This window comes from Arthrobacter sp. M71 S08 (assembly GCF_059089725.1).
Window position 1 is genome coordinate 74,330 of sequence record NZ_JBNHEY010000004.1, and the last position, 12,862, is coordinate 87,191.

Genomic DNA, 12,862 nt, shown 5'->3' on the forward strand with positions numbered 1-12,862 from the left:
CTCAAAGGAGAGCAGACAAACTGCAGCGATTGATATCGCGTCCAGTCTACTGTGGGCGGCACCGTCAACCGCGCAGGCGCTCTAGGAGCGTTCAGCGATTTCTGCGGCAGCCTCGAGATAGGAAAGTGCACCACTCGACGAGGGGTCGTAAGTAAGAACCGTCTGCTGGTAGCTCGGGGCCTCCGATATACGAACGGACCGTGGGACGACCGCTTTAAGTACCTGATCAGGGAAGTGTTCGCGAACCTCGGCAGCAACCTGGGCTGCGAGGTTCGTTCGCCCGTCATACATAGTAAGCAGAATGGTAGAGACGACCAGATCGGCATTGAGGTGCTTCTGGATCATCTCAATGTTCTTCAAGAGCTGGCTCAGACCTTCAAGAGCGTAGTACTCGCACTGTATTGGAATAAGCACCTCGCGGGCGGCGACGAAAGCATTGACCGTCAGCAGACCGAGACTCGGCGGACAATCAATGAAGATGTAATCCAGCCGCTCCTCGCCGTTCGCTGCGCGATCCTTCGCGTACAGATCGATCGCACGGCGGAGCCGTTGCTCTCGCGCGACCAGGGAGACTAACTCAATCTCAGCGCCAGCCAGGTGAATGGTGGCCGGGGCGCAGATCAGATTGGGTACATCCGGACAAGGCGCGACAACGCTCGACAGCGGGAGATCATCGATCAGCACGTCGTAGATACTGTCCACTTCGGCGTGGTGTGCAATGCCCAACGCAGTGGAGGCGTTGCCCTGCGGATCGATATCGATGACGAGCACGTTCAGGCCGGCGGATGCCAAAGCTGCCGCAAGGTTCACGGTGGTGGTCGTTTTGCCCACGCCACCCTTTTGGTTACTGACCGTTAGAACGCGAGTTTCCACGGGGCGAGGCAGCTTCCGTCCGAAGAGCTTCTCCCGGCGCCGCGTCTCCGACGCCAGTTCACGGGCTAGCGGAGTGCTGTCATCCAGAACGTCCATCACGTTCTTGGTATTTCCATTCGTTTTCACGCTTACGGCCTGACTTGAGTCACTTACCCCGGCTGTGCCAATCGTTTCACGTGAAACGATGCCTGTGTTTATCGGGCTTGAAAACACTTCTGGCTGAATATCAGCAATAGTTATAGCCAGAGACGAACCCATCGTCGACGTAGGCTGCTCGCGTCGCGTGGCAGAATCTTTCGTCACAAGCGTCTCGCTCACTTTCGGGTGCCGGGTGGGTCCCCTCTAGGTTATCCGCTATGGCGGAAATACCCCGGCAGACAATCCGCAGTGTGCGGAACTTGCAACCAAGGAACACAGTTATCGGGCGACCACGATGCGGACAACGGTCGTCGGTTCTTCCAGCAGGGCGCTGCCAGCAGTTTCAACAGTGGTGCTCCTCCCACCCAGCCGCAGAATGACCTTAGCGGCCTCCTCCACCTCTTCGCCGGCACTCCGGCCCTTGATTGCCAGGACCTCTCCCGGTCCCTTCAGGAGCGGCATAGTAAGAGTGGCAAGACCGGATAACGCGGAAACCGCGCGCGCCGTCACGACATTGACATCGAACTTGCCCACTGCCTGTTCAGCGCGACCGCGAAAAATCTCCACATTGGTAAGTTCAAGATCCTGCGTTACTTCCCGTAGCCAGTTCACTCTTCTCTCCAGCGGCTCGATCAGGACGAACGATGCGTCCGGCCGCGCAATGGCGAGGGCCAACCCGGGCAAGCCAGCACCACTACCCACGTCAGCTACGCGCGCCTCGGGCGAAATCAACTCTCCGACAACGGCACAGTTGAGGACGTGCCGGTCCCACAAGCGCGGAAGTTCACGTGGTCCAAGCAGTCCACGCTCGATTCCTGACGTAGCCAGATGCGCTACGAAGCGCTCCGCGAGGGTCAACCGCTCACCGAATATGCTCCGAGCCGCCTGGAGCTCCTTCGTACCGATCTCAATCGTCAAGACAACCCCTCCTTCGGGACAGGCAAACCGACGTCAGGATCCAGCCGACACCACGATGTGGCGCCGCGAACCCTCACCCTCGGACTCGCTGACCATGCCGAGATCAGCCACGATGTCATGAACGATCTTGCGTTCGTACGCGGACATCGGAACCAGCGCCACCTCTTTACCGGCTTCCTTCACTTCGCTGACTGCCCGCTCAGCAATCTCGCGCAGCTCCTTGTTCCTGGCTTCACGAAAACCATCTATATCCAGGACCAGCCGCGAGCGATGCTCGGTCGAGGTGAGTACGGAGAGCCGAGCCAGTTCCTGCAGTGCTTCCAGCACCTCGCCGTCCCGGCCCACGAGAGCTTGCAATCCTTGCGCGTCATTGTCCTCGGAGACGATGGAGATGTAGGTACGCCCGTTCCGCACTTCGATATCGATATCGCCGTCTATATCGGCAATATCCAGGAGTTCCTCAAGATAGTCTGCAGCGACGTCGCCTTCATCCTCCACGGAGCCCCCTCCATCCTGGTCAACTGCATCTTCGTTCACAGTCTCAAGCGTCTCTTCCTGCATGTTGTCTGTGCTCATTTGCGTTTCCTGTTCTTGCGCTGCGGCTGTACTCGTTGAGCTTTGGGTGGCGCAACTGCTTCAACCGCCGGTTCCTGCTTCTTCTCCCCGAGCAATGGGACCATCGGCAACCCCTTCTTCGCGCGGCGCTCAGCGAGGGCCTTGGCTGCGGGGGATCCGGGCGTCGGCATCCGGCGAATCACGTAGAACTGCTGGACCATGGTCCAGAGGTTGGTGGTGGTCCAGTAGATCAGTACGCCAATTGGGAAGTTGATACCACCAACGCCGAATACAAGCGGCAAGATGTAGAGCATCATTTTCTGCTGACGCATGAAGGGGCTCTGCATGGCCTCTTCGGACATGTTCTTCGCCATGATCTGCTTCTGCGTGATGAACTGCGAGGCGGTCATAGCAATGATCATGATGATCGAAAGAACTATCACGGAGCCGTGGCCGGGAGTGCCCCAGCCGTGAAGCAGCGAAGAGGAGAGTGGGGCGCCGAAGATCTCGGCCAGGTCGAACTGTCGGACGTCCTCCACAGTGAGGGCCCCGAGACCTTCACCTCTTTCGCTTGCCGATGACACACCGTTAAGAACGGTGAACAGCGCAAAGAAGAACGGCATCTGGATCAGAATCGGCAAACATGCCGCGAAGGGATTGGTTCCATGCTTCTTGTACAGAGCCATCTGCTCTTGCGTCATGGCCTGACGTGAGAGTTGATCCGTTTTGCCCTTGTACTTCTGCTGCAGTTTCCGTAGGTCAGGTTGGAGAGCCTGCATCCCACGCTGAGCCTTGATCTGCTTGACGAAGACTGGAATCAGCGCAGCACGGATCACCACGACGAGACCGACGATCGACAAAGTCCAGGTCCAGCCGGAGGCGGAATCCATACCGAGGAAGGTGAATCCCTCGTGGAAGGCCCGCATAACCCAGGACACCAGCCACCGGAAGGGCAGGAGAATTGTCTCGAAGAAATCCATAATCTGTTGCTCCTCAGGCCGCGGGGCGGCTTTCCTCATCTGCAGGAATCACCGGGTGATTCAGCACTACAATCTGTGGCTCTTCACCAGGTGCGAAACGTCTTCCTCCGACTGGCACATGGTCCACGCCGCCGTCGTTCCAGGGATGACAGCGGCACAGCCGTCTGGCAGCGAACCATGAACCTTTCAGCGCGCCGTGCACGATCACTGCCTCCAGCGCGTAAGCCGAGCAAGAGGGAAAGAAACGGCACACCGGACCATAGAGAGGTGAAATCAGTCGGCGATAGACCACCAGAATACCGATAAGGACGGCACGGGGTAGCAGAACCACTTGTGAGATGTTCGACGGCGAATGATCCGCTGTCATTTGCCGTCTCCCTTTCCGCCGCCGGGCTTGCCGATCCGATTCACACTCGATGCCAGGCACCGCTCAAAGTCGGAACTGAGTTGAGGCCAATTTGCCGCAGCTGCTGCGGGCAGTGCACGCACAACGACATCAAGCCCAACTGGTCGCTGAACCAACGCTGATGCTGCTGCTTCTCTCAGTCTCCTCTTAACGAGGTTGCGCGTAACAGCGTTCCCCACATTTTTCGACACGATGAATCCGAACCGCGAGGGCGTACCTGTTTCGGTTCCAACGGCATATAACACCAAGTTCCGGCACCCGGATCGGGCACCGGAACGAACGGTATGTGAAAAATCTGTGGCCGTCCGAACTCGGTGGGCGGTAGACAGCACCTAGAGCTCCGGGACGGTCGGGGCGCTATCGGTCAGACAACGCGGGCGGACGGATTAACTGATGCTAAGCCGAAAGCTCGGTGCGTCCCTTGCTGCGGCGCGCAGACAGGATGGCGCGGCCGGCGCGGGTCCGCATGCGAAGGCGGAAGCCGTGCTTTTTGGCACGACGGCGGTTATTCGGCTGAAAGGTCCGCTTGCTCACTGTGATACTCCAGAACGTTCTTGGCATGCGCTGCCGTTGCAACAAGGGGGAAGAACGGGCTGGCGCAATGAAGTTGTAGTACATCCGCCCTGCCTACCTGCGGCATACTGCTCAGCCTTAGCTGGCGATATGGAGGCACGCGAAATGCAGACATAAAGGACTACATAACGTTAGGGCACCGGACACAGCAGGGTCAAACCGGTTGGACCACTGCCATGTGGACAACTGTGGTCCCGAACCCTGCTTCTTTGGGTCCTCATCACATCCCCAAGTGATCTTATCCACAGGGCCGGTCCCGGCTATCCTCGCCAGTTTTCATCGTCTACTGTTGCCGGGTGGCGCATTTATCCACGGGCTGTGCATAAGTCTGTGGATTATTGCCCGTCTATGGGCCTGTAACGGCTCTCTGAACTTCAACTGAGGACGCGATTGAGTACCGACGAGATCAATGATGTAGGCAGCTCCTGGCGCAAGGTTATCCGTACACTCGAACAGGACGAGCGGATTTCCCCCCGCCAGCGTGGATTCGTGGTGCTGGCCCAGGCCCAGGGACTGATTGGCACTACCCTGCTCGTCGCGGTTCCCAATGAGCTGACCCGCGAAGTTCTCCAGAGCCAGCTCAAGAGCCCGCTCAATGATGCCCTTCGCGACGTCTTCCGCGAAGAGATCCAATGCGCATTTGTCATTGATCCTGACCTCACGCCCATTATCGAAGAGGAACCGGAAGAGGTTCCGGAGGAGATTGCGCAAAGGGAGCAGGCGCCGTCGCCAACTCCGCCCAGCAACTCCCACGAATTCGGGCGCCTGAATCCCAAGTACATCTTCGACACATTCGTCATCGGCTCATCGAACCGGTTCGCCCATGCTGCTGCAGTCGCCGTCGCAGAAGCGCCGGCCAAGGCCTACAACCCCCTGTTCATCTACGGTGACTCGGGGCTGGGTAAGACTCACCTGCTGCACGCCATCGGCCACTATGCCCGCCACCTCTATACCGGGATCCGCGTTCGGTACGTCAATTCCGAGGAGTTCACTAACGACTTCATCAATTCGATCAGGGACGATGAAGGCACGAGCTTCAAGCAGACCTATCGGAACGTTGACATCCTCCTGATCGACGACATCCAGTTCCTCTCCGGCAAGGACAGGACGCAGGAAGAGTTTTTCCATACCTTCAACGCACTGCACAACCACAACAAGCAAGTGGTTATCACCTCGGACCTACCGCCCAAGCAGTTGTCGGGCTTCGAAGAAAGGATGCGTTCGCGCTTCGAGTGGGGACTGCTGACGGACATCCAGCCTCCGGAACTCGAAACCCGGATCGCGATTCTTCGCAAGAAGGCGATCAGTGAAGGGCTGAGCGCACCGGATGAGGTGCTCGAGTACATCGCGTCGAAGATCTCAACGAACATCCGTGAGTTGGAAGGCGCCCTAATCCGGGTGACAGCGTTCGCAAGCCTTAATCGCCAAGCCGTTGACGAGAATCTTGCCGAGATAGTGCTCAAGGACCTGATTACTGACGACGGTGCCCAGGAGATCACGTCGTCGCTGATCATGGCGCAGACGGCGGAGTACTTCAATATCACCCTTGATGATCTGTGCAGCAAATCCCGGACACGGACCCTTGTCACCGCCAGGCAGATTGCTATGTACCTCTGCCGGGAACTGACGGATATGTCGCTGCCGAAAATCGGACAGGAGCTCGGCGGGCGAGACCACACCACGGTCATTCACGCTGACCGAAAAATCCGTGAACTTATGGCTGAACGCCGGGCGATCTACAACCAGGTGACTGAGCTGACCAACCGCATCAAGCACCATCGGAAGGACTAATAGGTCCCGACAGGTCCCACGGACAGCTGTAATTAACAGCTGTGGAAAGAATTGTGGATAACTACGTGTTTCCCGTGGACGTTAATGAGGACAAGCACCGTCTGAGCTGTGGACCCGCTAAATTACAGGGCTTCCGTACACAACAGCCCTAGTCCTCAACCGGTGCGAGTGCACATACTGTCAACAGGGCAGACTCCCGGGTTCGCGCCGATCGTCCCGGTTATCCACAGTATCCACAGGAGTTATTAACACTACTGATCCTTAATCCGCGAGCTCTTCCAAATAACATTTCCCCTCCGGACCACCCTGCAAAATTTCGGTCCGACGGGGAGACCGCGTCGCGCTAAGCTGTGACTCAGTAGAGTTCACCTTTGCTCACCCGCCCTCCCTTGCCGGAGAGGTCGAGGATGAGCGACTTCCCCTATGTACCTCGCGAAAGGCGGCACCCTTCAGTGAAATTCCGAGTCGAGCGCGATGTCCTGGCTGAGGCCGTAACGTGGACGGCGCGATCGCTGTCACCGCGCCCTCCCGTACCGGTGCTTTCGGGCTTGCTGATTAAGGCGGGTGCCGGCACCCTGAGTCTGGCAAGCTTCGACTACGAAATCTCGGCTCGGCTTGAGATCGCTGCCGACGTAGCTGAAGAAGGAACCATCCTTGTCTCCGGACGCCTGCTTGCGGACATCTGCCGCAGCCTTCCCTCCGCGCCTGTCGAAGTGGAAACGGACGGGTCCAAAGTCACGTTGACCTGTCGCAACAGCCGTTTCAATCTCGCTACCATGCCCGAAGCGGAGTACCCGGAACTTCCCGCTCTGCCGGACGTCAGCGGCGTTGTCGACGGCGATGCTTTCGCAGAAGCCGTATCCCAGGTCATCATTGCGGCCAGTCGCGACGACACCCTGCCGATTCTTACCGGTGTGCGGATGGAAATTGAGGAAGACCTCATCACGTTCCTGGCAACTGACCGTTACCGGCTGGCGCTCCGTGAGCTGTCCTGGAAGCCTACAAATCCGGGCATTTCCACCAGCGCACTGGTCAAAGCCAAGACTTTGAGCGAGGTGGCGAAAACACTCGGCGGCTCCGGGGACCTGAAGATCGCGCTCTCCGATAACAGCGAACTCATCGGATTCGAAAGTGGCGGCCGGCGGACGACATCCCTGCTCGTCGACGGCGACTACCCCAAGATTCGTTCCCTCTTCCCAGAGAACACGCCCATCCATGCCACGGTCGAAACCAGCCAGCTGGCCGAAGCTGTAAGGCGCGTGGCACTGGTCGCCGAACGAAACACTCCGGTGCGGCTGGCTTTCAGTGCAGCTCAGGTAGTGCTCGACGCCGGAACAGGTGAGGACGCCCAGGCATCTGAAGCCATCGAGGCAACGCTGGACGGAGATGACATCACCGTCGCATTCAATCCGCACTATCTGAGTGAAGGCCTGAGTGCTTTTAGCAGCCGCTTTGTGCGATTCTCCTTCACCACCCCGCCGAAGCCGGCGGTTATCTCAGCCCAGGAAGAAGCCACCGGCGAAGACCGCGAAGATTACAGGTACCTGTTGATGCCCGTGAGGTTGCCCAACCAGTAGCAGCCTCACCATCCATCCCCCCGAACCCCATGGAGGACACTATGCATATCGGTCTGATCGGACTCGGAAAGATGGGCTACAACATGAGGGAACGGTTGCGTTCCCGCGGTATCGACGTGACCGGCTACGACCGCAATCCTGAAGTGTCCGATGTCATGACCGTCGATGAGCTGGTTGCTAACCTCCCCACGCCGCGTGTGGTGTGGGTCATGGTGCCAGCCGGGGAGATCACCCACCAGGTGATCACAGAACTGGGTGAGAAGCTGTCCGAAGGCGATCTTGTCATTGACGGAGGAAATACCAAGTTCAGCACGGATCAGGAACACAGCGCATCCCTGGCTCAGAAGGGTATCGGTTTCCTTGACTGCGGAGTTTCCGGTGGTGTGTGGGGACTGCAGAACGGGTACGGGCTCATGGTCGGAGGCTCAGAGGCCGACGTCGAGCGCGTGATGCCGGTGTTCGATGCGCTGCGTCCGGAAGGCAACCGGGAAGAAAGTTTCGTGCATGTGGGTGAAACCGGGGCGGGGCACTACGCGAAAATGGTGCACAACGGAATTGAATATGGACTGATGCAGGCCTACGCCGAGGGTTATGAATTGCTCGAGGCAAAGGACATCATCAAGGATGTGCCTGGGACTTTCCGGGCATGGCAGAAGGGCACCGTTGTCCGGTCCTGGCTGCTCGATCTGCTCATCAAAGCGCTTGAGGAAGATCCCAAGCTCAGCGATGTGGGCGCGTACATCGAGGATTCCGGTGAGGGTCGCTGGACCGTCGAGCAGGCGATTGCCAACGAGGTGGCCGCACCCGTAATAACCGCTGCGCTCTTCGCGCGATTCAGTTCACGGCAGGAGGACGCGCCGTCGCTGAAGATGGTCGCCGCCTTGCGTAACCAGTTCGGTGGGCATGCCGTACGTCCGCCCCGCAATTCCGCATGATTGAGCAGCGGTGTACGTTCAACATCTCTCACTGACCGATTTTCGCAGCTATGCCCAGCTTGATGTGGCGCTCGAGCCCGGGGTAACCGTATTCGTTGGCCCGAACGGGGTCGGCAAGACCAATATCGTCGAGGCGATCGGCTACCTCGGCTCTCTGTCATCGCATCGCGTGAGTACGGACAAGCCGTTGATTGCCTTCGACGCTGACCGCGCCCTGGTCCGCGGCCGTCTGGTGCGCGGAGCACAAGCCACAAGTGTGGAGCTCGAAATCAACGGTGACCGCGCCAACCGCGCCCGGATCAACCGGGCGAACCCGGTGCGTGCCAGGGATGCCGCGGGAATACTGCGAACTGTTCTGTTCGCGCCGGAAGATCTGGCGCTTGTGAAAGGCGACCCCTCGAACCGACGTCGTTTCCTTGATGACCTCATGGTTCAGCTGGTGCCGCATCATGCGGGCGTACGCGCAGACTATGAGCGCGTACTGAAACAGCGCAATGCGCTGCTCAAGTCGCTGCGGGGCGGTAGGCTGACCACCGCACACGAGGCAACGCTGGAAGTATGGGACCAGCATCTGGCGGCGGTCGGATCGCAACTCCTTCATGCTCGTCTTGCTGTTCTGACCCGCCTTCTGCCGCACGTGCAAAAGGCGTATCGCGAGTTGACCGACGGCACGAAAATCGCCGCTGCCGCGTACCGATCCTCTCTGGTCAGTTCTGTCAGCGATGACGACGACCGTCCCGCTTCGAGCGCTGAGGATCTCAGCATCCTTTCGATCGAAGAACTCACTGAAAAGTTTCTGACCGCGATCGCGGAACAGCGCCGGCGTGAAATGGAGCGTGGCATTTCTCTGGTGGGACCGCACCGGGACGAGGTTGAGTTGATGCTCGGTCGTGCCCTGGTGAAGGGATACGCCTCCCATGGCGAGACCTGGTCCATGGCACTAGCGCTGCGCCTCGGTTCGTATTATCTGCTCACCGATGACGACCACACTCCCGGCTCCACGCCCGTGCTCATCCTCGACGATGTATTCGCCGAGCTGGACGCGGACCGGCGCGAGCGGCTGGCATCGGTCGTTGCCGGTGCCGAGCAGGTACTCGTCACTGCCGCGGTCGGAGATGACGTTCCGGACGTGCTGGACGGCCGGCAATTCATGGTGGTTCCGGGAGGCTTCAGTGAAGTATCGGCCTGAGGAGGAGTCAGCAGCGGCGGCTGCGAATGAATCAAACAACGACGGCGGCGCTGTTCCGTTTCCACCCGACGCGGAGGACGCTCCGGCTGGGGATGCGCCTCGGCTGCTTCTGAACCGCCTACGGGATGCATCGGCAGCGCGCGGCGATTTCCGAGCGCCGGCCGCCCGGCGTCGTCGTTCTGGTTCCGGCGCGGGGCGCGCCAAACTGCAGGAATCGTATTCCGGGAGGGACCCGCAAGGTGTCGGCGCGGTCTTCGGGCGTTTGCTCAGCGAGCGTGGCTGGAATTCGCCGGTGGCAGTGGGTTCAGTCATGGCGCGATGGGCCGAGCTCGTTGGCCTCGAGATCGCCACACACTGCACTCCGGAGAGTTTTCACGAGACCACGGTCTTCGTACGGTGTGATTCCACTGCCTGGGCCACGCAACTCAGATTGATCAGCCCTGACCTCCTCCGGCGGTTCGAACACGAGTTGGGCGCCGGTGTTGTCACGGCCATGAAAATCGTCGGTCCGTCCGCTCCATCCTGGCGTAAGGGAGGCCGTTCAGTGCGAGGTCGCGGACCGCGGGATACTTACGGGTAGCTTTCCGCCGATCTGACCGAGAGCTCTTCGACGAGCGGCGTACAGCGTCGAGCAGACCCCAGCGGACGTATACGCCCCCACGCGACCCCCTGCTGAGAGCTTAAATCGCGGTTTATTCGGCGCTAGAGGGCAATTGAGGCGGAGTTGTAGGGGGCCGCACGGTAGAATAGGACGTGCAGGCATTCCTTTCGGGGATGCCTTCATTTTGAGACTAGGCAACACTAGGACAACAAGGAGTCGACAGCGTCCGTGGCTAACGACAACGAAGTGGAATCTACCGGAATGCCGGAGAGCGGCGCCGGTGCACCCAAGGGTTACGGCGCGAGTGACATCACGGTCCTCGAAGGACTCGAAGCGGTTCGCAAGCGCCCCGGGATGTATATCGGGTCCACGGGTCCCCGAGGCCTCCATCACCTCGTGTACGAGGTTGTGGATAACTCTGTGGATGAGGCCCTCGCGGGATACTGTGACCACATCAAGGTGACACTGCTTGCCGACGGCGGCGTGCGGGTCATCGATAACGGGCGTGGTATCCCCGTCGACATGCACCCAACCGAGGGTAAACCCACCGTTGAAGTGGTCATGACCATCCTGCACGCGGGCGGCAAGTTTGGCGGGGGCGGTTATGCCGTCTCCGGTGGTCTTCACGGTGTAGGCATCTCCGTTGTGAATGCGCTTTCCTCCAGGGTTGATACGGAAATCCGCCGTCAGGGTCACGTATGGCGGCAGTCGTTCGAGGATGGCGGCAAGCCCGTCGGGCAGCTCGAAAAGGGCGAGGAAACCTCAGAGACCGGAACCACCCAGACGTTTTACCCGGACGAATCCATCTTCGAGTCGGTGGAGTTCGATTTCGAGACCCTTCGTGCGCGCTTCCAGCAGATGGCCTTCCTCAATAAGGGTTTGCGGATCAGCCTTGTGGATGAACGTGTGCCAGAAGTGGAAACCGAGGAGATCACGGACGCCGCGCACGCTGCGGCAGAACAGTCCGAAGAGAACAAGCACCGGCATGTGGAATACCTCTACGAGAACGGCCTGCTGGACTACGTCAAGCACCTGAACTCGTCGAAGCGGGTCGATGTGATCCACGAAGACGTCATTGCTTTTGAGACCGAAGACTCCGACCGGTCCATCGCAGTCGAAGTGGCCATGCAATGGACAACGGCGTATTCCGAGAGCGTGCACACTTACGCCAACACCATCAACACTCACGAGGGCGGAACCCACGAAGAGGGCTTCCGCGCCGCGATGACCTCCCTGATTAACCGCTACGCGCGGGAGAAGAACATCATTAAGGAGAAGGACGACAACCTCACGGGTGACGACATCCGGGAGGGCCTCACCGCCGTCATCTCCGTCAAGCTGTCCGAGCCCCAGTTTGAAGGACAGACCAAGACCAAGCTGGGCAATTCGGAAGCCAAAGGCTTTGTGCAGCGCGTGGTTACCAATCAACTGGGTGACTGGCTGGAACGTAACCCCGGCCCGGCCCGCGATGTCATTCGGAAGTCGATCCAGGCCGCCCAGGCCCGGCTGGCTGCACGCAAGGCGCGCGAATCCACCCGTCGGAAGGGCCTGCTGGAGTCCGGCGGTATGCCGGGCAAACTGAAGGACTGTCAGTCAAAGGACCCTTCAAAGTCTGAAATCTACATTGTGGAGGGAGACTCCGCCGGCGGTTCGGCAGTCCGCGGGCGTAACCCGGAAACGCAGGCAATCCTGCCGCTGCGCGGGAAGATCCTCAATGTCGAGCGCGCTCGGCTTGACCGCGCGCTAGGCAACGCTGAAGTTCAGGCCATGATCACCGCTTTTGGAGCCGGAATCGGTGAGGATTTCGATGTTGAGAAGGCCCGGTACCACAAAATCGTCCTCATGGCGGATGCCGACGTCGACGGCCAGCACATCACCACGCTGCTGCTCACGCTGCTTTTCCGTTACATGCGGCCACTCATCGAGAACGGCTATGTGTATCTGGCACAGCCGCCCCTTTACCGCGTCAAGTGGTCCAATGCGCCCCACTCCTACGTCTACAGCGACCGTGAGCGGGATGAAACCATCAAGATGGGCCTGGCCAACAACCAGCGTCTCCCGAAGGAGAACGGGATCCAGCGCTACAAGGGTCTCGGCGAGATGGACTACACCGAACTGTGGGAAACCACCATGGATCCGGACAACCGGACCCTCCTGCAGGTCACCATGGACGATGCCGCGGCAGCAGACCAGATCTTCTCTGTCCTGATGGGCGAGGACGTGGAGTCACGCCGAAACTTCATTCAGCAGAACGCCAAAGACGTACGGTTCCTCGACATTTGATCGATGTTGAGCAGACCTGGCCGGATCTGCGCTGTGCCGCGAC

Annotated in this window: 13 protein-coding genes; 6 read left to right on the plus strand and 7 right to left on the minus strand. The window is 59.4% G+C overall.

Features of this window, described 5'->3' with window-relative positions; all coding sequences use genetic code 11:
• Positions 1-81 precede the first annotated feature (81 nt).
• The 7 genes from AC5RTB_RS09965 to rpmH form a co-directional block, all read right to left on the minus strand.
• Positions 82-1,191: a ParA family protein gene (locus AC5RTB_RS09965; RefSeq protein ID WP_494060915.1), complete on the minus strand. Its 1,110-nt coding sequence runs from the start codon at positions 1,189-1,191 to the stop codon at positions 82-84.
• Positions 1,192-1,290: 99 nt separating this feature from the next.
• Complete coding sequence (gene rsmG / locus AC5RTB_RS09970) at positions 1,291-1,929, minus strand: 16S rRNA (guanine(527)-N(7))-methyltransferase RsmG (protein WP_494060916.1); 639 nt, start codon at positions 1,927-1,929, stop codon at positions 1,291-1,293.
• Between the two features lie 33 nt (positions 1,930-1,962).
• Positions 1,963-2,505 carry a Jag family protein gene (locus tag AC5RTB_RS09975; protein WP_494060917.1) on the minus strand — a complete coding sequence of 181 codons (543 nt, stop codon included), beginning with the start codon at positions 2,503-2,505 and terminating at the stop codon, positions 1,963-1,965.
• Positions 2,502-3,464: a membrane protein insertase YidC gene (yidC, locus tag AC5RTB_RS09980; protein WP_494060918.1), complete on the minus strand. Its 963-nt coding sequence runs from the start codon at positions 3,462-3,464 to the stop codon at positions 2,502-2,504. Before yidC ends, AC5RTB_RS09975 begins: the two co-directional genes overlap by 4 nt.
• Before the next feature lie 13 nt (positions 3,465-3,477).
• Entirely contained in the window at positions 3,478-3,831 is a 354-nt protein-coding gene (gene yidD, locus AC5RTB_RS09985; protein ID WP_494060919.1) for a membrane protein insertion efficiency factor YidD, read from the minus strand.
• A complete protein-coding gene (gene rnpA / locus AC5RTB_RS09990; protein ID WP_494060920.1) occupies positions 3,828-4,202 on the minus strand; it encodes a ribonuclease P protein component in 375 nt (124 codons plus the stop codon). Before rnpA ends, yidD begins: the two co-directional genes overlap by 4 nt.
• A 64-nt stretch (positions 4,203-4,266) precedes the next feature.
• The gene (gene rpmH, locus AC5RTB_RS09995; protein WP_055854070.1) at positions 4,267-4,404 is read right to left on the minus strand and encodes a 50S ribosomal protein L34; all 138 of its coding nucleotides are present in this window, start codon (positions 4,402-4,404) and stop codon (positions 4,267-4,269) included.
• Between the two features lie 429 nt (positions 4,405-4,833).
• Here rpmH and dnaA point away from each other — a divergent pair, with 429 nt between their 5' ends.
• From dnaA to gyrB, 6 genes are all read left to right on the plus strand, one after another.
• Positions 4,834-6,234 (plus strand): chromosomal replication initiator protein DnaA, encoded by a 1,401-nt coding sequence (gene dnaA, locus AC5RTB_RS10000; RefSeq protein WP_494060921.1) that lies wholly within the window; start codon positions 4,834-4,836, stop codon positions 6,232-6,234.
• Between the two features lie 452 nt (positions 6,235-6,686).
• Positions 6,687-7,811, plus strand: a complete 1,125-nt coding sequence (gene dnaN, locus AC5RTB_RS10005) for a DNA polymerase III subunit beta (RefSeq protein WP_494060922.1) — start codon at positions 6,687-6,689, stop codon at positions 7,809-7,811.
• A 41-nt stretch (positions 7,812-7,852) separates the two neighbouring features.
• A complete protein-coding gene (gene gnd / locus AC5RTB_RS10010) occupies positions 7,853-8,746 on the plus strand; it encodes a phosphogluconate dehydrogenase (NAD(+)-dependent, decarboxylating) (RefSeq protein ID WP_494060923.1) in 894 nt (297 codons plus the stop codon).
• Between the two features lie 10 nt (positions 8,747-8,756).
• The gene (gene recF, locus AC5RTB_RS10015) at positions 8,757-9,935 is read left to right on the plus strand and encodes a DNA replication/repair protein RecF (protein ID WP_494060924.1); all 1,179 of its coding nucleotides are present in this window, start codon (positions 8,757-8,759) and stop codon (positions 9,933-9,935) included.
• Positions 9,919-10,515 carry a DciA family protein gene (locus AC5RTB_RS10020; RefSeq protein ID WP_494060925.1) on the plus strand — a complete coding sequence of 199 codons (597 nt, stop codon included), beginning with the start codon at positions 9,919-9,921 and terminating at the stop codon, positions 10,513-10,515. Before recF ends, AC5RTB_RS10020 begins: the two co-directional genes overlap by 17 nt.
• Before the next feature lie 249 nt (positions 10,516-10,764).
• Entirely contained in the window at positions 10,765-12,819 is a 2,055-nt protein-coding gene (gene gyrB, locus AC5RTB_RS10025) for a DNA topoisomerase (ATP-hydrolyzing) subunit B (RefSeq protein WP_494060926.1), read from the plus strand.
• The last annotated feature ends 43 nt before the right edge of the window (positions 12,820-12,862 follow it).

Excerpts from the sequence above, each read along its gene's own strand:
- AC5RTB_RS09975 (WP_494060917.1), bottom strand. The coding sequence starts at position 2,505 with ATGAGCACAGACAACATGCAGGAAGAGACGCTTGAGACTGTGAACGAA.
- yidC (WP_494060918.1), bottom strand. The coding sequence starts at position 3,464 with ATGGATTTCTTCGAGACAATTCTCCTGCCCTTCCGGTGGCTGGTGTCC.
- yidD (WP_494060919.1), bottom strand. The coding sequence starts at position 3,831 with ATGACAGCGGATCATTCGCCGTCGAACATCTCACAAGTGGTTCTGCTA.
- gnd (WP_494060923.1), top strand. The coding sequence starts at position 7,853 with ATGCATATCGGTCTGATCGGACTCGGAAAGATGGGCTACAACATGAGG.